At 58.8% G+C, this 23,163-nt stretch carries 19 protein-coding genes and 2 tRNA genes; 6 read left to right on the forward strand and 15 right to left on the reverse strand.

Translation table 11 applies throughout. The features are described 5' to 3' along the window. Window positions 1-112: 112 nt before the first annotated feature. The 7 genes from RIE53_10390 to RIE53_10420 form a co-directional block, all read right to left on the reverse strand. Window positions 113-556 carry a peptidylprolyl isomerase gene (locus tag RIE53_10390; GenBank protein ID MEQ9105097.1) on the reverse strand — a complete coding sequence of 148 codons (444 nt, stop codon included), beginning with the start codon at window positions 554-556 and terminating at the stop codon, window positions 113-115. A 177-nt stretch (window positions 557-733) separates the two neighbouring features. Then, window positions 734-1,081 carry a HigA family addiction module antitoxin gene (locus RIE53_10395; protein MEQ9105098.1) on the reverse strand — a complete coding sequence of 116 codons (348 nt, stop codon included), beginning with the start codon at window positions 1,079-1,081 and terminating at the stop codon, window positions 734-736. Then, the gene (locus RIE53_10400) at window positions 1,044-1,337 is read right to left on the reverse strand and encodes a type II toxin-antitoxin system RelE/ParE family toxin (protein MEQ9105099.1); all 294 of its coding nucleotides are present in this window, start codon (window positions 1,335-1,337) and stop codon (window positions 1,044-1,046) included. The genes RIE53_10395 and RIE53_10400 overlap by 38 nt, the downstream gene beginning before the upstream one ends. A gap of 162 nt (window positions 1,338-1,499) precedes the next feature. Then, entirely contained in the window at window positions 1,500-3,416 is a 1,917-nt protein-coding gene (locus RIE53_10405) for a DUF4365 domain-containing protein (protein ID MEQ9105100.1), read from the reverse strand. 162 nt (window positions 3,417-3,578) lie between these two features. Next, window positions 3,579-3,950, reverse strand: coding sequence for a hypothetical protein (locus tag RIE53_10410; GenBank protein ID MEQ9105101.1), 372 nt, complete (start codon window positions 3,948-3,950; stop codon window positions 3,579-3,581). Between the two features lie 1,158 nt (window positions 3,951-5,108). Further along, window positions 5,109-5,891 (reverse strand): hypothetical protein, encoded by a 783-nt coding sequence (locus RIE53_10415; GenBank protein ID MEQ9105102.1) that lies wholly within the window; start codon window positions 5,889-5,891, stop codon window positions 5,109-5,111. A gap of 723 nt (window positions 5,892-6,614) precedes the next feature. Then, window positions 6,615-7,592, reverse strand: coding sequence for a hypothetical protein (locus RIE53_10420; GenBank protein MEQ9105103.1), 978 nt, complete (start codon window positions 7,590-7,592; stop codon window positions 6,615-6,617). Window positions 7,593-7,927: 335 nt separating this feature from the next. Between RIE53_10420 and RIE53_10425 the strand changes: the two genes are divergently transcribed. Then, window positions 7,928-8,857, forward strand: a complete 930-nt coding sequence (locus RIE53_10425; GenBank protein MEQ9105104.1) for an integron integrase — start codon at window positions 7,928-7,930, stop codon at window positions 8,855-8,857. Between the two features lie 369 nt (window positions 8,858-9,226). Here RIE53_10425 and RIE53_10430 read toward each other — a convergent pair whose 3' ends face one another. After that, window positions 9,227-9,661, reverse strand: a complete 435-nt coding sequence (locus RIE53_10430; protein MEQ9105105.1) for a hypothetical protein — start codon at window positions 9,659-9,661, stop codon at window positions 9,227-9,229. Between the two features lie 118 nt (window positions 9,662-9,779). Here RIE53_10430 and murQ point away from each other — a divergent pair, with 118 nt between their 5' ends. After that, a complete protein-coding gene (murQ, locus tag RIE53_10435; protein MEQ9105106.1) occupies window positions 9,780-10,736 on the forward strand; it encodes an N-acetylmuramic acid 6-phosphate etherase in 957 nt (318 codons plus the stop codon). Between the two features lie 12 nt (window positions 10,737-10,748). Beyond that, window positions 10,749-14,072 (forward strand): transcription-repair coupling factor, encoded by a 3,324-nt coding sequence (gene mfd / locus RIE53_10440; protein MEQ9105107.1) that lies wholly within the window; start codon window positions 10,749-10,751, stop codon window positions 14,070-14,072. A gap of 121 nt (window positions 14,073-14,193) precedes the next feature. Here mfd and RIE53_10445 read toward each other — a convergent pair whose 3' ends face one another. From RIE53_10445 to rpmH, 7 genes are all read right to left on the reverse strand, one after another. After that, window positions 14,194-15,180 carry a YafY family protein gene (locus RIE53_10445; protein MEQ9105108.1) on the reverse strand — a complete coding sequence of 329 codons (987 nt, stop codon included), beginning with the start codon at window positions 15,178-15,180 and terminating at the stop codon, window positions 14,194-14,196. Between the two features lie 54 nt (window positions 15,181-15,234). Then, window positions 15,235-16,041 carry a class I SAM-dependent methyltransferase gene (locus RIE53_10450; protein ID MEQ9105109.1) on the reverse strand — a complete coding sequence of 269 codons (807 nt, stop codon included), beginning with the start codon at window positions 16,039-16,041 and terminating at the stop codon, window positions 15,235-15,237. A gap of 447 nt (window positions 16,042-16,488) precedes the next feature. Beyond that, window positions 16,489-18,396 carry a tRNA uridine-5-carboxymethylaminomethyl(34) synthesis enzyme MnmG gene (gene mnmG, locus RIE53_10455; GenBank protein MEQ9105110.1) on the reverse strand — a complete coding sequence of 636 codons (1,908 nt, stop codon included), beginning with the start codon at window positions 18,394-18,396 and terminating at the stop codon, window positions 16,489-16,491. Next, window positions 18,397-19,857: a tRNA uridine-5-carboxymethylaminomethyl(34) synthesis GTPase MnmE gene (mnmE, locus tag RIE53_10460; GenBank protein MEQ9105111.1), complete on the reverse strand. Its 1,461-nt coding sequence runs from the start codon at window positions 19,855-19,857 to the stop codon at window positions 18,397-18,399. Window positions 19,858-19,865: 8 nt separating this feature from the next. Further along, window positions 19,866-21,725 carry a membrane protein insertase YidC gene (gene yidC, locus RIE53_10465; protein MEQ9105112.1) on the reverse strand — a complete coding sequence of 620 codons (1,860 nt, stop codon included), beginning with the start codon at window positions 21,723-21,725 and terminating at the stop codon, window positions 19,866-19,868. An 11-nt stretch (window positions 21,726-21,736) separates the two neighbouring features. Next, window positions 21,737-22,147 (reverse strand): ribonuclease P protein component, encoded by a 411-nt coding sequence (locus RIE53_10470; GenBank protein MEQ9105113.1) that lies wholly within the window; start codon window positions 22,145-22,147, stop codon window positions 21,737-21,739. 1 nt (window position 22,148) lies between these two features. Next, window positions 22,149-22,304 carry a 50S ribosomal protein L34 gene (gene rpmH / locus RIE53_10475; protein MEQ9105114.1) on the reverse strand — a complete coding sequence of 52 codons (156 nt, stop codon included), beginning with the start codon at window positions 22,302-22,304 and terminating at the stop codon, window positions 22,149-22,151. 179 nt (window positions 22,305-22,483) lie between these two features. Between rpmH and RIE53_10480 the strand changes: the two genes are divergently transcribed. The 3 genes from RIE53_10480 (at window position 22,484) to RIE53_10490 (ending at window position 23,138) form a co-directional block, all read left to right on the forward strand. Then, a tRNA-Gly gene (locus tag RIE53_10480) sits at window positions 22,484-22,556 on the forward strand. Between the two features lie 31 nt (window positions 22,557-22,587). Continuing rightward, window positions 22,588-22,664, forward strand: a tRNA-Val gene (locus RIE53_10485). Window positions 22,665-22,697: 33 nt separating this feature from the next. Next, window positions 22,698-23,138, forward strand: a complete 441-nt coding sequence (locus RIE53_10490) for a DUF3291 domain-containing protein (protein MEQ9105115.1) — start codon at window positions 22,698-22,700, stop codon at window positions 23,136-23,138. Window positions 23,139-23,163: the final 25 nt, after the last annotated feature.

Here is a 23,163-nt window from a genome sequence, read left to right on the forward strand (position 1 = left end):
CCGGTCTGTCTCAAGCCCGAAAGAGGGTCCAGGACGGACGCTGACCCGGCTCTGAGCCACCGGAACGTCCGGGGCGTGGTTCATCACAGACAAATCAGCGATATTGGACACGTCACAAATACGAATCGCTCAGCTTAGGTACCGGAAACCCGTTCACAAATCCTTGCTGCTCCGAAAACTCATCGGGTTTGCTTAATGGTACAAACGGCATGTCCGTTGTAAACGGTTCATCAAACTGCGCATCAATAGTCGCTGAAACTGAACTGAAAGGCCGTTTCTCGCCCTCGACATCTGGAAACTCAACGGGATCGCTCGCTTGAGACATAAATCCAGGAACGACTCGAACGAAAGGAAAGCCGTCATAATACTTTTCCCTGGCTAGCGACTTTATTCTCCTGACATGTCGCTGAGCGAGGTCCTTCGAGAGAGCGATAGTGATCCTGCCTTCGGGCACGTACACGTAAAGAGTGTATTGGGGGTCAACCTCAACCCACAAATCATGGTCTTCTTCCGGAAACTGTGCCATCGCCAGACCTGGCAGAAAAATGCCCAGCATGAGGGATAGAAGACAAAATGCCTCAATGCGGATGGACATCGGTCGAAACAAGGATTGGAAGGATAACGGCTGGGGGATTTACGGCGAGCGAACGCCCTCCTGACACAAAGTAACTGGTCTCAGACGGGCACGCCAGAACTGCGAGTCCGCAAAAAGCGCTTGTTATGTGGAACCCAATCAGACAGTAGAAACCGGGCGAATGCGCTTAATTACTTTTGCAGAGGGCGCTCTCATCGCATGCCAAAGATCCCAGTTACGCTGACCATTGAGCCAAAACTCAGGGGAAGTACTAAATAGAGCAGCGAGGCGAAGAGCGGTGTCCGGAGTAACTCCCCTTTTCCCTTTTACAATCTGATTGACGCGCGGATAGGAGACTTCAATCTTTTCAGCCAGCTCTACCTGGGTCATGCCAAGTGGATTGAGGAATTCCTCCAGAAGCATTTCTCCCGGATGTGTCGGAGGGCGATTGGATGGCAGACGTGTCATATCAGTGATAGTCGGTGACCTCAACTTCAGCGGGACCATGATCAGTCCAGATGAAGCAAACGCGGTATTGGTCGTTGATTCTGATGCTGTGTTGACCGGATCGATCACCTTTGAGCTTTTCGAGACGATTGCCTGGCGGGACTTTAAGGTCCTCGAGATACTCGGCCTGGTTCAGTTGGTCCAGTTTGCGAGTGGCAATCCTCCACAACTCAGCCGGACAGACCTTGCTGGCCTGTTTGGAGCGCTTGCCGTCGAAAATGTCTTCGGAAGCCTTATTGGCGAAGGATACAATCATGTATAACGCATATCGTTATACATGGCACGTTCGCCTAAGAGAAGGGTTCCACATAACGGTTGGCGGATTTGCGGCGAGCACTCGCTCCCCGTCCAGAAAGTAACTGTTTCAGACCGGCACGCCAGAAATGCGAGCCCGCAAAATGCGCTTGTTAAGTGGAAATCAATCTGGCAGTAAAAAGGATTGGTCCCAACTGTGGTCGTCATTGTGCTTTCTCAGGACGAACTCGCCCTTATCTCGAGATACGGGTTCAAGGACGCTCATGAGGAAGCTCAACAGCTCTGGCCTTTTTTCGGATGCTTGATCTGAGATTCTTACTAAGAATTCTGCCCCATTGAACTGGTAGGCGGTCAGGATTACCAGTTCGAAATACTGTTTGTTTTCTTCTCGAAGCGACAGTACAAAAGCATTTTCCCAAGCATCGACATCATTTGGACGAATCATGGAAGCGGCCAGATAGCAGAGGAACGCTTCGGCGTAATTGCCATCTTCATTAAATGTGCCGCCAAGATTGAACCATGCCAATGAATCCAGAGCATCTTGCTGCAATATCAAGAGGGACAACTCGCGGATTTCTGAGCTTTTCAATTCGCTAGGATCAAAATTCTCGTCGTATTGATGTCGATTCCTTTTTTGCTTCCGCATGCCAACTGTATTGATAATGTGCTGAGCGAAAACATGCTTCAGAGACCATTCGGCCTCAGTAGTATCACAACCCTCCTGTAATAAGTTGTTAAACTGTCGTGCGGAATCATCGAAATGACCGGCAAAAAGAAGCGCGTCAGCATGAAGGAATTCGACGAAACGGCTGGATTCTAGACCTAGAGAGCATTTGTAGCACTTTTCAGCAAGTTGGAACTTCTCCAAGCCAAATAGCACTCCACCTAGTTCCTTCCAAAAGTATGGACGTTCGGCATATTCAGGACCGAATCTTCTTGCATCCAAGTAGAATTTCAAGGAGGCCTTCAGGCTTCCAGAGCTTCGTAAATAATTGCCCAGGTTATATGACAATATTGCTGCGTTGGAACCATCATTCCGCGAATAGAATGTTTGAATAATGCTCTCAACCAGTTGGATTCCGAGGCTCTGTTCTAAAGCCGAAACACTTTTCCGAACGGCGAAAAACGGAAGCAAATATAACTGGACCGCCTCCACACCGTCTTCACTACTCATCAGGCTGTCCGCAACCTCCAACGCCGACGTCAACATGTTTGCCCTTGCAAACAGAAACGCAATTTGTAAAGCAAAAACAGGCTTGGCACCCAGCTCTGATGTCAATACGTAGGGTTTGACGATTGATGCTGCCTCTCTGAAATGTCCATGGGCATCAAATGCCAGACCAATCGCCACAAAAACGTCGTGCTCGATGGTGCTGCTTGTCAGGGCTCCCGTTCCCCTTGATTCGTAGTGAAACGTCGCACCGGGAAAGTCTCCAAGCCGAACAGAAACGTGGTTAGACTCAAAGATGACCTTGAACGGCTTTTTGTCAGAAAACGAGATTTTCAACCCTGACGAAGAAAGAGTGGAAGCAGCCAATAGTCGCTTTTGAATTTCATATTCGTCATCAAACAGCTCAGAGTCGCCAGATAGAACAACCTCGAATTCTAGAGGTGTCTCAATGACGGGGGATTTCAGATCCCGATAGATTTGGACAGATGTCTTTAGTTCTTCTGAAGTCTCCGTGTTGAATAGGTTTTTTTGAGGGATCTTAAAGCTAAATGATCTTTTGGCAATCTTATCAAAGCCGGAATCGAAGCTGTGAAACCACCGCCAATACATGCTTTTACTGGCAGAGTGATATCGAACAATTAGAACCGGCAGATCTAACGCATGGTAGTAGTCTCCATAGGCGTGATCGAATCTGAGTTTAAGTGCTTTGTTAAGGCTGCTTTCGTCTGTTGCCTTTAGCTGCACATAGAATTTTAGACCGGTGGTTTCTTCGTTGTCAAATATTTCTACCTCACGGTCAATCCCATAGTCTAGTTCGACTGGCCTCACTACCCATTCGAGAGGGATACGATTGTCGAAGTGCCGCTGAGATTCTGTCTCTATCTGGTGCGACCTAGGTCGTTTCGGCATGGCAATTAGTATGTATCAATTCAATTTCCACTTAACGGCTGGCGGATTTGCGGCGAGCTAACGCTCCCCTTCCAGAAAGTAACTGGCCCCAGACCGGCACGCCAGCACTGCGAGTCCGCAATATGCGCTTGTTATGTGGACCTCAAAGGTGAAAAGTCTTTCTCAGTCGTCCCCGATGCGAGCATATCCAGTCACAAGGATCCATGAGACGACGCTGAGAACATTCAACTTCTGGATGGCGGGCATGAACTCGAAGGTCGATCCGGTGAAGTAGAGTGACGCACTCAGTACCGAAAGGCCCAGACTCAGCAACCCCCACGTGAAGAGTTTCCAGGCCCTTGCCGTGTACAGAAATAGCACAGTGGTCACAAGCGCCGTCAGGCTGAAGACCAACCCGATTATGACCATCAAGTCATGCATGGGTGTAGCGACGAAAAAGGCATAGACGGCGGCGCCTATGCCGGCAATCTCGATAATCTTGCGCAAGGCCGTGTGCGAGGCCTGGTTGGAGATCCATTTGAACGAGAATGCCAAGGAGACGCACCAAAACGCCAGAGCCGCGACTGCAAATGGGCGTCCCGGGTTCGGCAGTCCGTTGAGCGCCTGAGGAGCGAACAACGCTGAAATGAAGTTGCGCGACCAGCTGTAGCCAACTGATTCGGGTGAGAGGCCCGTCCCACCTGGATACAAGGATGATGCTACGGCAAAGAGTGCCAAGCCAACGGCAACTCCATAACACGGAAGAAGGCGGGCTTTCAAATATAGATCTCCGTTGTCAAGGATTGGTGTTGACGCGAACAATCAAGAACGAGGTCCGCATAACGGCTGGCGGATTTGCGGCGAGCATTCGCTCAGCTGCCAGAAAGTAATCGTTTCAGATCGGCTTAGCCAGTCGTGCGAGTCCGCAACATGCGCTTGTTATGCTGCCAAATCAGAAATTTCCACACGAGATACCTCAAACCATCTAGTGGACTGCTATGTCCGTATTAATCAAATACTATTTTCGATACAGAAAGAGAACTGCCTTGGCGACACGAGCAGGCTGCGATAGTGATTGATTCTGTGCTTTAACAATCACCCTAAGTGTAATTTCCTTTTCTGGAAGACGATATAGTGGAATGGACGATTCATGTATAGAACTCTCCGTCGAGTTAGTCTGAACGCTGATAATTGATTCACCATCTGTTGAGTTTACCAGTTCGACGATCGCGGTATTTTCTGGATCCGTTGTATACATCTTAGCTGCAAAGACCACAGAATCCACACCTGGATAATGCGCGATGCTGAATTTGTAGACCTCATCCACTAGGTTGCCGCTCGTACTACCGCTGATTTTTATCGAGCCATTGCCTCCGTCATAAAGCACAACCCGAATCTGCCTATCATAGTCTCCTCGTGGTCCCTCTGGTCCCCGCTCACCTCGTTCTCCGCGTAATCCCCGCTCACCTTGCGGTCCCGCTTCCCCCGTAGATCCCACCGGACCTTCAGGACCAACCGGTCCGACGGGTCCCGCGCACGCTCCTGCGAAGAAACAAATGACACACAAAGACAAACGGAAGAGAATCAAAGCGATAGTGTTTAGATTTGGCTGCATAACGGCTGGCGGATTTGCGGCGAGCTGACGCCCACCTACCAGAAATTAACTGGTTTGAGATCAGCACGCACCCAGAGCGAGCCCGCAAAATGCGCTTGTTATGCCTCCTGATCTTTCTCTGGGATCCGGTTGATGATATATCCGAGCATATGCACAGTTGAATACAAGGTTATTAAAGCGATTCCGCTGTCAGGCTCATCATGCACGAACTTCAACCGATATCGAAAAACGTCTCGTCCAACAACCGTTTCTGGGACATCATTGAGGAAAGCGATCGTTCGCTGTAACTCGAGCAAGATCTGACCATCTCGGTCGTCCACTGAGTCCAGCACAATTACAGATACTTCACAGGAAGCCGGAACTCGTTTGCCTTTCTGTTTGAAATAGAGTCCCTTGAGTACTCGGGAGAAGACCCGGTTAAGCCTTGACAAATCAGCGTCGAACTTGCCCGTCTTCCCAAGGATCAGTCCAGCAGCAGTCCTCAGCTCAACTTCTCGAACGGTCTTGACGAAGGCATTGCGAAAACCGGCTGCCTCGGGACGAGCCAGTGATCGAATTGCTCGGCCAAGCACTTGTTCGACGTCCGGATGCTCATACACGTCGTAGCGCATAGCCAAGATCAGGCGAACATACTCATCGTCAAGCGATGCATCAGAATTGCAGTCTTCGCAGCAAGGAACCGTGATCAGATTATCCGGCAAAGGCTTTGCAAAGAAGCCCTTGGGGGGAACGTGGTCCTTCGTAGTCGCCGGGTTTGGACAGTATGCACATTCTTGAGGCATGGACATCAGGAGGCATAACGGCTGGGCAATCTGCGGCGAGCACGCCGACTTTCCGAGAATGTAACTGATCCGGCTGGCAGATGCCCGTTGGTGCTTCATAATGGCACTTGGGACCGGATTCCAAGACAAAAATACCTCCCTGCCCTCCCAGCCGGGTCAGCCTTCCTCGCCCACGAAACCAGACCGGTGGCCGCGAGCCCGCAGAATTGCCTTGTTATGTGCCGTATGGAGTCGGTTTCAGACTGTTCTTCAAATAGAGAGGATGAGCGGGCTCACCAGTCACATTAATCTTCAAGCAGGACAATTGACCAAGCATGCTTCTTACTTCGACATTTCTCTCCATTTGGGAACCATCGTTTCCCCATGCAGCGACAACAAGATCTGAGTGGTTCTTCGCTTCCTTGATCCAGTAGTCATTGTCAGGCCCGACTGGATCATGAACCTCGCGCAGTAGGGAGCGATCTGTTGACCTGAATGCGAATAGATTTACAACGACTAGTTTTCCGAAACCCCAGGAATCAGCATAGCGAACACACTTGCACAGTGTGCGATCATCGTCGTTTGCGTCCGCCGTCGACGGATTCAGACAAATGAATGCTACTGATTTCGAGTTTGGCTTCCAGGCTCGAAACAGCGAATACCGATAAGTCCCGCATTCGGATAAAACCGCCGATTTCTCTAGGTATGGCTCCATATCTGAAATAGGCACATAACGGCTGGCGGATTTGCGGCGAGCTAATGCCCACCTGCCAGAAAGTAATCGTTTCAGATCAGCAAAACAGAAAGGCGAGTCCGCAACATGCGCTTGTTATGCAACCGGAATCAGAAGGTAAAACCAACGAGGCGACCTTCGGGAATATCATCCTCGGCAATTAGCAATCTTGAACAGCCAGCCTCATAATCGAATGCCCACAATGAATTCTTGTGCTCTCCCCACCTCAAATACAACACATACCCTGGCGGGCCAAATGTAGCGTGACTCCTGAGAGTATCTGAGGACTCGAATTGACCCAATATGTCACCATTTGTGTCAATGACGTAGATCCCCGCTGATTCCGCCGGGCCTGACGATCCCGTTGACAAAGCTGTGGCGCCAGAATCCAAATCGAAGTCTACATCGATAATGCGTCCATAAGGCGCGCCAGTTGCTTGCCGCGACCAAAACTGTCCTCGATCTGGGGCGAACAGAGAATCCGTTTCAATGTCATACCAGTAGGTCATTCCCCTTGACGTGATCACGACTTTGGATCCTTCAATGATACCGCGAGCCCACCCATCGAACGCATTGACCACCTCACCGGCATCGACATTCCAGACTGATACCCGACCACCAGACACGTTTACGCTTGAACTGACATAAACAAGATGTTCACTTTGCTCTACCACAAACGTGGCAACAGGATTAACAGGCAGTTCTGGCAGGTTGATAGGCTCAGAAAATGAGTTGTTGAGATGGCTGAATAGCTTTAGGATGGTCGACTCCGTATTCCCGATGATCAACTTAGATCTATCGGAATTGAATCGAGCACTCAAGGTGATCGAAGGATCAACCGGCAATTGATCCAACGCTGTGGGGTTATTGAATGGAGCCGAATATGCACGGTGAAGTCCATCTGTACCCCAAACAACCAGCACCACTTTGGACGAATCGTCCTCAAATGGTGAATAATCGCCTTGAGGATTTTCTATCTCTGTCTCATCCGGCTCATTTGGTCCGCCCATTGAATTGGTGTCGCAACCAACGAAAACGAATACAGCCACAAGAAAGACGAGCCACTTCGCTGAATGAATCCTGTTCATGGTAACTCTAGGACAGACTTGAAAATTCCGGTTGCATAACTAATCTTTTATGGATCTCCCGAATCAATGTGGGTGCGCATAGCAGCAGGAGCCATTTCGTGATAAGTATAAGCGCATCATGCAGTTGGAGCAAGGGGTTTCTGTAAAGGACGCGGGGGTTGGCGGCGTAGGACGATTCCTGATAGGACCATTCCACATAGGCCGCGAACCTGGGGAAAGGGTATGTTCGGGTCCAGCTGGTGTCATTTCAGCTCATCAGGGAGCGGATAATGGGATCCAATAGTGTATTGGTTCGGGGTCGGAGAATCGCCCGCACACGCGGAACGTTGCAGGCCATGTTCCATACAGCCTGCAGGCGTCGGGGTCTGGCAGCGACAACGGAGCGCCTGTATTTCCAATGGGTGCGGCGGTACGTCCGTTTCAATGGCCTGACGCATCCGCAGGATCTGGAGGCAGACAATGTCCGGGAGTTCCTGTCATGGCTGGCAACCGACCGGGAAGTGGCCGCATCTACCCAGAATCAGGCGCTTAATGCGCTGGTTTTCCTCTACAGGGAAGTCCTGCGGGTCGACCTGGAAGAGTTCGACTCGTTCGTGCGAGCCAAACGGCACCGCCATCTGCCGGTTGTGCTCACGCAACTGGAGGCGCGCCTGCTCATGGGTTTCCTCACGGGCACAGCGGGGCTGGTGGCGCGGTTGCTTTATGGGTCGGGGCTCCGCGTATCCGAAGGGGTGCAATTGCGGGTAAAGGACATCGATTTCGATGGACGGATGTTGCATCTGGTCCACACGAAAAGTGGAAAAGGGCGCAAAACGCTGCTTCCGGAGCGGCTGGTCGCGCCGCTTCACACCCATTTGAGACGGGTTCGTCAAATCCACTCGCAGGACTTGGTTCAGGGGCATGGACGTGCTCCATTACCGCGTGCGTTCGCCCGGAAGTCGTCTTCGGCTGCCACGTCCTGGTCCTGGCAGTATGTGTTTCCGAGCGTACGGAGGTCCGAGGAGGACGGGTGCCGGTATCATGTATCGCAGAGTTCCGTCCAGAAAATGGTCCGGAAGGCGGCTCGCGCTGCAGGGCTGACGAAGCGGGTGAGCTGCCATACGCTTCGGCACAGTTTTGCGACGCATTTGCTCGAGTCGGGCTACGATATCCGGACCGTCCAGGAGTTATTGGGTCACGCAGATGTACGCACAACAATGATCTATACGCACGTTCTCGGCCGTGGGCACCACATTCGCAGTCCGCTGGACTGGGAGGGGCGCTGATCCAACGCCTCCACGGATCACAATGCCTGGCCACACTTGATGCAGTGGCCTTCCGGCGTCTCTACGAGGAACTCGCGTAGCCCCACGGCTTGTCGGCAATCGGCTCTTTGATGGCGACCTGACGGGCCTGGTACTGCTGATACAAGTCATCGATACCCATGCAATTGACATAGGCGAACCACGAATGATTGCCTGTGTCTCGCGCCAGCACTTCGCCGTGGCAATCGCCGACCATGAGCCAGAAGTCCCCGAGTTGAAGAAAGGACCAGCCGTGACGATTTCAGGAGTCTGGTTTCATCGGATGCACTCCGGTTGTCCGATCCCACTTTAATATTCGGTAGTGATGACTATTTAATTATATAGTGACGATCATGACGCGGACGACGTTGGGGAAGCTTCCATCATCCGCAGCGCCTTGAGCTCGTCCACGTGTTCGCCGAGGACGTATCGCAGGACCCAAATGAACAGATAGAATGTCAGCAGGGGCCCGACGGTGAATACGTACCACCAGAGCATGGCCCGGGGGTCCACGAGGGGGCGGACGACAAGGAGAGGGACGAGAACGACCACCACGAACACCCCCAGCCAGCCGTACCATCCAATCTGGTACAGACGCCAGAGCAGGTAGGGCGTGAAGAGCAGGGCGAGGACCACAACCAGCATGATGACGGGGCCAATGGGCAGCCAGAAGGCTCCGAATCCCAGGATGGCGGACTTGGAGCCGTAGTTCAGCCAGTGGTGCAGCCGGGTGGCGGCATGCTCCCGACGGTCCGTGTCGGTCTCGTTCGGCATCAAAGAGTTCATGGAAGCATCACCCGGAATGAGCGTGGAGCAAGATCCTGGGGCGGGTTTTTTCGTATTGGCCCGCGTACGCCCTAACTTCGCCATTCCACACGACTTCTGCCGCGGCCAAACTGACCCCATGCCCGACGACTCCACCCGCACGAACGCGTCCCATCTGTTCAACGAGCTCCGGAATCTGGCCACGGAACAGCGGAATCCGCGGTCCATGGGGATAGATGCGGCATCCATCCCGGAAATCCTGGCCATCATGAACGATGATGACCATCTGGTACCGGCAGCCGTGAAGACGGAGCTGCCCTGGATTGCGGAGGCCGTTGAACTGGTCGTACAGGCGTTTCGATCGGGCGGACGGCTGTTCTATGCCGGAGCGGGCACGAGTGGGCGGCTGGGCATCCTGGATGCATCGGAGTGCCCCCCGACCTTCGGAAGCCCCCCGGAAATGGTCCAGGGGCTGATTGCGGGCGGCCTGCCTGCGGTGTTCAAGTCCCAGGAGGGCGCCGAGGACCTGGAGGAAAGTGGTCGCAAGGCGCTGGACGAGGCCGGCGTCCGTGCCGGCGACGTGGTCTGCGGCATTGCAGCCAGTCGGCGCACGCCCTACGTCATCGGGGCCGTGAAGCATGCCCGCACGCTCGGCGCCAAGACCCTCTTCGTGACGTGCACGCCCCGGAGCGCGTTCAATGTGGACGTGGATGTGGCCATCTGCCCGGTGGTGGGCCCCGAAATCGTTATGGGCTCCACGCGCCTGAAAAGTGGAACGGCCCAGAAACTGGTCCTGAACATGATTACGACGGCCGCCTTCATCCGCATGGGCAAGGTGTACGAGAACATGATGGTGGACCTGCAAATGACCAACGCCAAGCTTGTGGAGCGCTCCAAGCGGACGGTCATGACCGTCACCGACCTGGACTACGCCGGGGCCACCGAGGTGCTGGAGGCCGCTGGCGGGCACGTCAAGACCGCCCTGGTCATGCATCTGGCGGAGGTGGACCGCAAGGAGGCCGAGAGCCGTTTGGCGGCCGCCGCCGGGTTCGTGCGCCCTGCGGTTGCCGGTCAATCCTATTCACCCGAAGCGTAACAGGAACCGTCCGTGTCGCTTGCCCCGTTTTTTGCCTCCATTTCTGCGTCGGACGCGGCCGCCGAGCTGTCCCGGACGCTGAAGGAGGGTTCCGTTTCGGTTCGCGGCGCCGCAGGCTCCCTGCCCGCTTTCCTGGCCGCCCACATCGGAGAGCGCCTGAAACGCCCGGTGCTCGTCATCCTGGAAGAACCGGATGATGCCGCGTATTTCTGCAGCGACGTGCGGCAGGTGTTGGCCCGCGAGGAGGGCGTGCTGCTCTTCCCGCCGCCCGACAAGCGCTCGGGGGATGCGGGTCACATGCCCGACCCCGAACCGGTGATTGCCCGGGGCGAAGTCCTGCAGGCCCTCGAAGAGGATTTCTCGGGCATCCTGGTCTCCAGCATCCACGCCCTGACCGAGAAAGTCCCGCCGCGATCGACGGTTCGGGACGCCGCCTTCGACCTGTCTGTGAATGACACAGTCGACCCAGAGGATCTCATTGAACGGCTTGTCACGCAAGGGTTTACGCGGACGGAGTTTGTCGAGGCGCCGGGCGATCTGGCCCTTCGGGGTGGCATCCTGGACGTGTTTCCGTTTTCGGGCTCGTATCCGGTGCGCATCGAGTTCTTCGGCGACGAAGTGGACTCCATCCGCGAGTTCGACATCCACACCCAGCGGTCCGTGAGCCGCAAGTCCACCACCCGGATTGTGCCGAACCTGGAAGCGCCCATTCAGCGCGATACTGACGAGCCTAGCGACATAGACCCCCACGCGGACTGGGTCTCCATCCTGGATTACCTCCCGACTTCCACCGTGGTCATGGTCCAGGATGCGCAGCGCCTCTACGAGCAGGTGGCCGAAGCCGGGAAGGACGAGGCGGCGGTGCGGGCCGCGCTGGCGCCCTACGCCACGGTCCACATGGGCAGTTTCCAGGAAGCCGATTCGGGGCATCGCATTGATTTCGGGGCCCAGCCGCAGCCCTCGTTCTCGTCCCGCATTGCCACACTGCGCCAGCGGCTGTCGGCCAACAGCGCGGCGGGCATGAAGACCACCATTCTGTGCGACAACCGGGGCCAGGAAACCCGGCTGCAGGAGCTCCTGGCCGAGGAAATCAGCGAGGGCCGTCTGGACCTGCGCGTGGACAGCCTCCACGAGGGGTTCGAGATGCCCGCCATCGGGCTCGCCCTCTACACGGATCATCAGATCTTTGACCGGTACCACCGACCGACGGCTCGGCGGCAGAAACAGCGGTACGGCGGACTCAGCCTGCGCGAACTGCATCACCTGACGCCCGGCGATTTCGTGGTGCACATCGACTACGGCGTGGGCCGGTTCGCGGGCATGGAGCAGATTGAGGTGCGGGGCCGCCAGCAGGAGGCCGTCCGGCTCAACTACCTGAGCGGCGACACCCTCTACGTCAACGTCAACGCTCTCCATAAACTGCATAAATACAAGGGGAAAGAGGGACATCAACCGCAGCTCACGAAGCTGGGCAGCGGCCAGTGGGAAAAGACCAAATCCCGCACGAAGGCGCGCGTAAAGGACATCGCGCGCGAGCTCATCCAGCTCTATGCCGAGCGCAAGGCATCGGATGGATTCGCCTTCTCGCCCGACACCGTCTGGCAGCAGGAGCTCGAGGCGAGCTTCGAATTCGAGGATACGCCCGATCAGGCGTCGGCCACCGCCGCCGTCAAGGCGGACATGGAAGAGCCGGTCCCCATGGATCGCCTGGTGTGCGGCGACGTCGGATTCGGCAAGACGGAAATCGCGGTCCGCGCTGCCTTCAAGGCCGTCCAGGACGGCAAGCAGGTGGCCATTCTGGTCCCCACCACCGTCCTCGCCGCGCAGCACTACCGCACGTTCGCCAAGCGGATGACGAATTTCCCGGTGCAGATCGGCATCCTGTCGCGCTTCCAGTCGGCAGCGGACATCAAGGAAACGCTCCGGAAACTGAAAGCCGGCCAGCTCGACATCGTGGTCGGAACGCATCGGTTGATTTCCAAGGACGTCGAATTCAACGATCTGGGGCTGCTCATCATCGATGAAGAGCAGCGCTTCGGCGTCAGCGTGAAGGAAAAGCTCCGCCGCCTGCGCGTCAACGTCGACACTCTGACGCTGACCGCGACGCCCATCCCCCGGACCCTCCAGTTTTCGCTTCTGGGCGCGCGCGACCTGTCCATCATGTCCACGCCGCCGCCCAACCGGCAGTCCATCATCACGGAAATCCACACGTTCGACAAGGATCTCATTCGGGATGCGCTCCTCCAGGAGCTCGGGCGCGGGGGCCAGGTCTTCTTCATCCACAACCGGGTCCAGTCCATCCAGGAGCTGGCCGATACGCTCCGCATGATCGTCCCCGATGTGCGCATCCGAACGGCACACGGCCAGATGAAGGGCGCGGACCTCGAGCGCGTCATGATGGATTTCGTGGAGGGGCGCTTCGATGTGCTCGTATCGACCAGCATCATCGAAAACGGGCTGGACATCTCGAACGCGAACACCATCATCATCAACCGGGCCGACCATTTCGGGCTCGCGGAACTGCACCAGCTCCGGGGCCGCGTGGGCCGCTCGGACCGCAAGGCGTTCTGCTACCTGCTCGTGCCCACCATCCAGGGGCTCACGCGGGAGGCGCGGCAGCGGTTGCAGGCCGTCGAGGAGTTCACCGAGCTGGGCTCGGGCGTGCACCTGGCCATGCGGGACCTGGACATCCGCGGGGCGGGCAACCTCTTGGGCGCCGAGCAGAGCGGCTTCGTGGAGGACGTCGGGTTCGAGACGTACCACCGGATCCTGGACGAGGCGGTCGAGGAACTTCGCACCTCCGAGTTCGCCGAGCTCTTCAAGGACGGTTCGCCGCCGCGCCCGCAGGAGACGACGGTCGACATCGATGCCGATGCGCTCATCCCCGACGCCTACCTCTCCAACCGCGTCGAGCGGCTGAACATGTACCGCCGGATTTCGGAGGCGGCGAACGTGGAGAACCTGGCCGTGCTCCGCGACGAAATGATCGACCGGTTCGGGCCGCTGCCGGATGAAGTCCGGTCGCTCTTCTCCGGGGTCGAGCTGAAACTCGAGGCCGAGCACCTCCGCCTGCCGCGGGTCATCTTCAAGAACGAGCGGCTCTTCCTCACCGTCCCCGACCCCGAGCAGGACCCTTGGTTCTTCGAGCATCTCTTCCAACCGTTTCTCGGCGCGCTCTCGGAACTCGACCACCGCTACGTGCTGAAAGAGACCGCGAGCAAGAAACTCCAGGCCATCGTACAGGACGTCCCCGACATGGACGTGGCCCTCGGAATTGTGTCCGCACTCCGCGCCGGAACCGGCACGCTCACGCTGTCCACAGTCGGGTCAGCATAGGGGCTCGGCGGATTTATCGCGTCTCAGCGCGCTCTGTTTTGTGGATTGATGCGCGTGATGCGTTGTGCCGCAATGGGTTAAGAGGATTTGGCATACCCCGTCGTAAAAATGGTACTACGACTTAGTATTTGGCGACAATCGATGCGCCGAGCTCCTTGTGCCGTTTCGCGAGTTCATCGGGCGCCAGGACCTGGACCGATGCGCCGAATCGCATGAGCCAGTCGGAGAGGTAATCCAGATTGTCGAACCGGAAGCGGATGTCGACCCAGTCGTCGCCCTCCACTTCCTCTTCCGGATGCGCCGGCAGGGTCCGCCGGGCCCGGGCAAGGGCCGGCTTCTCGAAACGCAGGCGTACCTCGTGCGCTTCGTCCCGGACACCGCTCTCCTTGAGGAACGCGGCCAGGTCAAATCCCTCCATGATCTCGAAGCGCTCGGTCAGCACGAACAGCTCGCGCATCTGGTCCAGCCGGAAATTCCGGACTTCGCCCCGGAGGTGGTCGAAGGCTATCAGATTCCAGTGGTCCGTGTAGTAGACCAGGCCGTACGGATCCACGCGGCGCTGCGTGAGCTCCTGCCGCCGCTCCACCCAGTACTCCATGATGACTTTGCGCTGCCGGGCCACGGCTTCGCTGAGTTTGTACCAGCGTCCGGAGTCGACATCGGTATCGGCGTCCGCCTCGCCCTCCGTCGCGTGCGCCCAGTACGGATCCAGGACCGTCCGCGAGCGCAACTGGTCCACGAATTCGCGGATTTCCCGGGGCAGCACGGCCTCGATCTTGCGCGCCACCGCGTCGGCATCGTGCTGCAGGGATGCATCGGATTGAAGGCGCATGAACTCGGTGCCAATCAGCAGCGTGGCCGCTTCCCGCGCCGTCAGCATGAGCGGCGGAAGCTGGTAGCCTTCCAGGATTTCGTATCCCCCGCCCTCCGAATACGTGAGCGGCACGCCCGAATCCGCCAGCGCCCGCAGGTCACGGAATATGGTCCTGCGGCTCACATCGAAGTGCTCCGCCAGATCCCGCGACGTCATGCTCGGCCGCGTCTGCAGCAGCAGGATCATGGCGAACAACCGCTCCGTCCGCGTGCCTTGTCGGTCTTCAGCTTTCATGGGTTACCGTTCATCTTCGTCATAGCGCGCGGTCTGTGAAGGCCAATGCAGGTCCTACTTTGTACCTTTCTCATATACGTGCAGGAGCTCCTTTTCCCGGAAATACGCGTCTGAAAGGTACTCCTGGACCGGGTAGCGGTCCACGGTGAGCGTGGGAAACTCCGCCCCGAACGCGTCAAACAGCTCGGCTATTTCCCCGTCCAGGTCCCCTCCTTTCAGGCAGAGCAGCCCCCGCTCCCAGTACGGCGGACAGATTCCAGATTGGTCCTGGTCTCCAGTTTCCTCTGCACTCATTTCCGGGACTCCTCTGTTTTCATCGGCTGATGCTTGGGTCGGCGCCGACCGCGCTGCACACGGGACGTGCCAGGACCATAATGTGGCCAGCGGCGCCGTTGCCCGGGAGACGGAGTAGTCGGTCCATTCCGTCACGGCCTCTGCCCGCGCGTGCAGCACGCGCACGTTCGCGAGCCCCAGCCGCCGCGCGAACAGCGCCACGGACCGGGCCTTCTTGTTGTTGGAATCCACGGCTACCATGTCCACGTCCGGCCACACCACGGCCAGGGGTATGGCCGGCAAACCCCCTCCCGTGCCCCAGTCCATCACCCGGCTTCTGGCGGGAATCGGACGAACGGCCGGCACCAGGCAATGCAGGATATGATGCTCCCAGAGGTGCGCCCGCTCGCTCCGCGACAGCAGGTTGAAGTTCTGATTGACCGTCCGGAGCAGGGTCTCATACTCCCGCAGGGTCGCCCACTGGTCCGCGTTCAGCAGATCCGCCAGCACGGGCCCCACGCTGCCTATTCCGGGACTGGATACGCCTTGATTGCCTGTCTGGGCCATATTTGCGTCAGAATGTTTCACGTGAAACAATCAGCTTCGGGTGTAAGCGTGCGAACGGGGAGAACCTTGCGTGACAAGGTACGGCGATTCACCTTGGGCCCGCGCGATCGTGCGTGATTCTGCAGCCAATTGCAGGTTATGGCATCGTGGCTGATGGGTCTAGACAACACCAAGCACCCTGCGGTCCGTCCATGACGGCAACATTTTTAAAGCCTGATTTGTATTTCCGTTATATACATAGATGTGACGCATACGCGTGACCGAATCATGAACTACCCCATTCATACCGATTCACAACCTCTTGTAGGTGCTGCGGCTAAACGAGTCGTTCGCGCGGTCCAGGAAGGAAGAGTCCTTACCAATGCACAGGCTCGAAAGACCGCCGCACGAATCGCGAAGCAGATTGCTCACGAGAAGAAGTAGCCGGGGCGTTCAGGCCCCAGAATGTTTCACGTGAAACAATGGCCGCTATGCATCCACGTAGGAGCCGGCCTTGCCGGAGCGCAGCAGGACCATCAACACCGATACGTCGGCGGGGCTGACGCCTGATATCCGGGAGGCCTGTCCCAGGTTTTCGGGGCGGATCTTGCCCAGCTTCTCGCGGGCTTCCATGGACACCGAGGTCAGGCGGTCGAACGCGAATCCTTCCGGAATAGCGACGGATTCCATCTGCTCGAACCGCTCCAGGTCTTCGCGGGCCCGGTCCACGTAGCCCTCGTACTTGAGTTCCGTTTCGACCATGGCGACAAGGTCATCGAGCCCCGGGGCCGTGGTCATGCCGTCGGGCGCACCGCCCACGACTTCGAGCAGGGCGTGCAGCGAGACCTGGGGACGCAGCGCCACCCGGGACAGCCGTTCCGGCTGCGAAATCGGAGACGTACCGAGCTGCTCCAGCCAGCCGTTTATCCGCTCCGGGGCCACATTCGTGCTGTCAATCCACTCCCGAAGGGCCGCGCGGCGCGTCTGGCGCTCCTGCATCCGGTCCATTCGGTCCTGGCCTACGAGGCCCCATGAGTGCGCCATACCGGTCAGACGCTCATCGGCGTTGTCCTGACGCAGCAGCATGCGGTACTCCGCGCGCGACGTGAACATGCGGTACGGCTCCTCGGTCCCCTTGGCCACGAGGTCATCAATAAGAACCCCGATGTAGGCATCGGACCGCTTCAGCACGATCGGCTCCTGGTCATTCACGTACCGGGCCGCGTTCAAACCGGCCATCAATCCCTGGGCCGCTGCCTCTTCGTAGCCGGTCGTACCGTTGATCTGTCCCGCGAAGAACAGGCCGGGCACGAGCTTCGTCTCGAGCGAGTACTTCACCTGATACGGCGGAAAATAGTCGTATTCGATGGCGTAGCCGGGCCGCAGCACGTGGGCCTTCTCCAATCCGGGAATGGAAGCGAGCGCCTCCAACTGGACTTCTTCCGGGAGACTGGTCGAGAAGCCGTTGACGTAGACCTCGTCGGTGTCGAACCCCTCCGGCTCCAGGAACAGCTGATGCTGGCTCTTGTCGGCAAACCGGTCAATCTTGTCTTCGATGGACGGACAGTACCGGGGGCCGCGCCCCTGGATGCGCCCCACGAACATGGGGCTCCGGTCAAAACCCGTGCGCAGGATGTCATGCACGGCGTCCGACGTGTAGGTAATCCAACAGCTGCGCGATTCGGTGGGCAATTGGTCGCTCATGTACGAGAACGGACTGGGCACATCGTCCCCCTTCTGTTCTTCGAGCGATGCGTAGTCGATGGTCCGGCCATCAATCCGCGGCGGCGTCCCGGTTTTCAGCCGACCGCTTTCGAAGCCGAGCCGATGCAGCGCGCCCGTCAATCCGGTGGATGCGCCCTCGCCCATGCGTCCGCCTCCGTATTGGCGGTCGCCGATATGGATGAGTCCGTTCATGAACGTGCCGCTGGTCAGGACCACGGCGCGCGCCATAATGCGCTGGCCCAGCTGCGATACGATCCCGGCAATCCGACCGTCCTCGACCAGCAGGTCGACGGCCATGTCCGAACGGAAGAACAGGTTTTCGTGGGCCTCGAGTTCGCGCCGGACGACGGCCGAGTACCGGTGACGGTCGCACTGGGCGCGCGGCGACCACACGGCGGGGCCCTTGCTCCGGTTGAGCATCTTGAACTGCAGGCCCGTCTCGTCGGTCACGCGTCCCATGAGGCCGCCCATGGCATCCACCTCGCGGGCAATCTGGCCCTTGCCAATGCCGCCGATGGCCGGGTTGCAGGACATCCGCCCTATGGCCTCCAGGCTCATGGTTACCAGCAGGGTGCGCGCACCCAGGCGAGCCGCGGCCGCGGCCGCCTCGCCGCCGGCGTGGCCGCCACCGACGACGATCACGTCGAACTGCTGTAACCCGTTGCAGGACATTTACTTACCGATACAGAACTGTGAAAATATCCGGTCCAGGACGTCCTCGTTGGAGAGGGCGCCCGTGACGAGGCCGAGCTCGTCCATGGCGCGGCGGAGGTCCTCGACGAGCATGTCGCCGCTGGCGCCTGCATGGAAGGCAGTTTCGGCGCGTTCCAGGGCCTCGAGGGCAGCCCGGAGGTGAGCCACGTGCCGGGCGCTGGTCACCGTGCGATGTTCTTCGGTCGCCGACCCGTCACCGAGCGCCGCATCGAGTACCCGTTGGAGAACGGTATCCGGTAACCGCCGTTCCGCGAGCATCCGGCTGGCGGAAATCCGGACCGGCGAAGGGGTGGACGGGGATTGGGAAAGACGTGGGGATTCAGGTGAGGAAACGGCGGCAGGGGCGGGGGCAGGGGCAGAAGCCGGGGCGATGAGGTCCGTCTTGTTCGCGACCAGCACCACCGGAATGCCTTGGGGGCCAACGGACGAATCCGAACGCGTGCCCGAGACTTCCTCCAGGAACGCCACTTCGTCATCGCCGAGCCCGACGGTCACGTCGTACACGTACACCAGCACATCAGCGTGCGAGACGGCGCGGCGGGCCCGCGCCACCCCCTCCTGTTCTATGGCATTGGCCGTTTCGCGCAGGCCCGCCGTATCGATCCAGATGAAGCGATGCCCGTCGAACTCCGACTCGGCTTCAATGGAGTCGCGGGTGGTGCCGGCCACATCCGACACAATGGCCCGGTCGTCACCCACCACCGCGTTCAGCAATGTGGACTTGCCGGCATTGGGGCGGCCGGCTATGGCCACGCGCACGCCGTCCACCAGGGACCGGCCGTACCGGTACGAGGCAACGAGGTCCGCTAAAAGCGCACGGCCGTCCTTGAACGCCTGCTCCAGGCGCGCCCGGTCGGCGAATTCCACGTCCTCCTCGCTGAAGTCCAATTCGAGTTCGAGGAAGGCCACCAGATCGAGCAATTCGTCACGAAAGCGCGCCAACAGCGCCGAATACCGGCCCGTCAAGTGGGCCATCGACACGCGATGGGCCTTCACGGAGCGCGCGTGGATGAGGGCGCCGACGCTTTCGGCCTGCGCCAGGTCCATCTTGCCGTTCAGGAACGCCCGCTGCGTGAACTCGCCGGGGCCTGCCGGCCGTGCGCCGGCCTCCACCAAGCGCTCCATGACGAGGGTGCTGGCCACGTCGCCGCCGTGGCAGGATATTTCCACCACGTTCTCGCCCGTCACCGAGCGCGGCGCCAGGAACAGCGTCACCACGACCTGATCCAGCAGGTCGCCGTCGGCGCCCCGCAGCGTGCCCACATGGACGGTGTGCGAGGCGGCCGCCCTGAGGTCAGTGCCGGCGAAGATGCCGGCGACCATGCGGACCGCATCCGGACCACTCAGCCGGATGACGGCGAGGGCCGATTGGCCACGTGCGGTGGCCAGCGCTACTATCGTGTCGTGGCCGCTGCGCATGGTGGGGCCTATTTCCGCTTTTTGCGGGCGGCGGAGTCTTTCCCGGATCCGGCTTTCGAGGAACTGCCGGAGCCCGAGCCCGAGCCCGAGCCTTTCTTGGAGCCAGCCGTTTTCTTTGCCCATCCCTGTACTTCCGGTTCGGTGCCCTTCTCCGCGCTTTCCTTCTCGATCTGCTTGTTGATGGTCCGTTGCTGCAGGGCCGTCAACACGTTGTAGCACAGGTAGTACAGGCTGAGACCGGCCGCCAGGCGGTTGAAGATGACAAACATCATGATCGGGAAGACATAGACCATGAACTTCATCTGCGGGTTCGAGGCCTGCGAGCTCATCTGCATCTTCATCTGGACGACCATGGAGAGGCCCATCAACAGTGTGAAGCCGGCTACGAAGTCGCCGTAGAACGGAATGTTGAAGGGCAGCGCCAGAATGACGTCCGGCGCCGAAAGGTCGTCGGCCCACAGGAAGCCCTGCTGCCGGATTTCAATGGCCTGCGGAAGGAACTGCCACAGCGCGATGATGATGGGGTACTGGAGCAGCATGGGCAGACACCCGCCTATCGGGTTCACCCCCGTCTCCTTGTACATCTTCATCATGGCCTGCTGCTGCTTCTGCGGGTCGTTCGCGTACTTCTCCTTGATGACCTCCATGCGCGGCTGCAGTTCACGCATGCGGGCCATGCTGCGGAACGAGCTCTTCGTGAGCGGCGACAGGACGACCTTGATCAGGATGGAGAAGATGATGATGACCAGGCCGTAGTTCGGGATGAACCGGGCCAGGAAATCGAACACCGGAATGAAAACGAACTTGGCCAGCGGGCGCGTGATGACTTCGAAGAAATCCCACCCGTAGTCGACCATGTTGTACAGGTCCAGGTCGTACTTGCGGATGCGGCTCAGCTCGAGCGGCCCCACGTACAGGCGGTATTCGTCCGATTCGCCGACCATGGGCGGCATCCGGACGCTGGCCGCGTAGTCGTGGCGCAGGTACGACTGCGAGACTTCGCCGAAACGCTCGCCCACCAGTTCCGCACCCCGGGTCTCGCCCGAGGGGATGATGACAGCCGCGAAATACTTGTTCTTGGCGGCTACCCAGTCCACCTGGCCGTTCAGGCCTTTTTCCGAATACGGGTCGGCGTTCAACTGGATGCTCTCTACTTCGCCGCCGCTGCGGGCATAGGCGCCGGTCAGCATGGACGAGCTCTCCACGTCCTTCTCGCTGAAGGGGATGCCGCCGTTCCAGACCAGTTCGTAGCCCTCCAGGGTGGCAAACGACGCGGCGTTCTGCATGCGCACCGAAAGGCCGACTTCGTAGGTGCCTGGCGTGAACGTGTAGACGTATTCAATCCGGCCGTCCGCCAACTCGGTGGTGTAGGTCACGGAGCGCGGCGCATCGTTCACCTCCAGGCGCTCGGCGGTGGTGGACGGCACGAACGGGAAGGAGCGCGTATCGTAAATCCGCGAGCCCGGGGACGTGAAGACCATGCCCAGGGCTCCCCCGCGCGTCGAATCGACCAGTTCCACCATCCGCTCCAGTCCGGCTTGCTGGTATTCCTTCAGGCGGAACGAGCGGAGCGTGCCCCCCTGGGCCGAGAATTCGGCCACATACAGGTCCGTTTCAACGGTCAGCGTCGGGTTCGACGGGAGCACGGTGCGCACGAACGAGGTATCGTCGGCCGCCAATTCGGCGACGGCGCCCACGCGGGGCGGGGCCTGTACAATGGTTTCCTGCTCAGGTTCGGCGTCGGTCTGGAGCGTATCGACCGTGGCCGGGAGCGAGCCCGGTTCCGGAGGGGGAGGCGACAGCCACATGAGCCATACCACCATGATGATGGCAATCAGGACGGTCGCGGTAACTACGTTCTTGTCCACGGAATTCGGGTTCAGGTTGTGCCCGGCAGCTCCAGTCGGGCGATGGCGTCTGTGAGATCGTGCGGTATACGCGGGATGTCGTCGCGGGTTGACCGGAAAAGGACCATAGCCGTTACGACTTCGTTGCGCTGGCCCAGCGCATGGATGAGTTCCGGATCCGAAACGCGGGGATGCTGCCGCCAGACTTCCCGCATGATCCGGCGGATGCGGTTGCGCTGCACGGCGTTGCCGGTCCTCTTTGGAACAGCGAAGCCGGCTCGGATGCAATGTCCGGGGCCGGCTTCACGTTCACTGGCAATGCGATATACGACCCGGACGGACCCTGAGGAAACCGTCCTGGAATCGGTCGCTGTCCGGTCGAACAAGGGACGAACAAGCCGTTGCCGCTTCAGGTGGTGGGAGCGCGGAAAACGGTGGGGCAATCTACTTGCCTGGCTTCGCGTCGCTGACGGTCAAGACCTTGCGTCCTTTGGCGCGACGACGCGCCAGCACCTGGCGACCCTTCTTGTTCGACATCCGAGCCCGGAAACCGTGCTTGTTGGCGCGCTTGCGTCGACTCGGTTGATACGTTCTCTTCATGACTCTGCTGATTTCGGTGGTAACGGTCTACCAGGACGGGGATGCCTGGCGCGCAAAACTGCGCAGACCGATAAAGATACGCAAACACCCTTTAAGGTCAACGCTCCCCGTTGACATTCATAAAAAACCAGAGTAATTTTGCGGGCTCTGCAATAAACCTTGCAGCGGCCGGATACCATGCGGGAATAGCTCAGTTGGTAGAGCATCAGCTTCCCAAGCTGAGGGTCGCGGGTTCGAGTCCCGTTTCCCGCTCTCCCGAACGGCTCATTCCGCCGTCGGTTTCGGGCGATTAGCTCAGTTGGTTAGAGCGCCTGTCTTACACACAGGAGGTCGTAGGTTCGAATCCTACATCGCCCACCATTTCCGCCCTCTGCCCGCCGCCCGCCTTCCGCCGTGCCGCAACTCGCCCTTCTGAATATTGCCCGCACGGCGCATCCGTTGGACGCGCCCGAAATGGCCGACTTCGTGGCGAACATCGGGCAGGTCAATGCGCTGGCCTACGCATCCCCCGGATTCCTGTGGCATTTGGACGAGGACAATGACGAGGTTCGCACGCTCTTTGGCGACGACATCGTGGTGAACGTCTCGGTGTGGGCCTCCCTGGAGGACATGCACGCCTACGTGTACCGCTCCCGACACGCCGATTTCATTGGCCGGCGCAAGGAGTGGTTCCTGCACATGAAGGAGGCCTACGTGGTGCTGTGGTGGGTGCCCGAGGGACACCGGCCCAGCCTGTCGGAAGCCGCGGACCGGCTCGCACGTTTGCGCGAAGATGGCCCGACCGCGGAAGCCTTCACGTTCAAGACGCCGTTCCCGGCGCCTCGCAGTACGTAGGAGCGACCCGCAGGAAAAGCGGTCG

This window comes from Rhodothermales bacterium, assembly GCA_040221055.1.
Classification (GTDB): Bacteria; Bacteroidota; Rhodothermia; order Rhodothermales; family UBA10348; genus 1-14-0-65-60-17.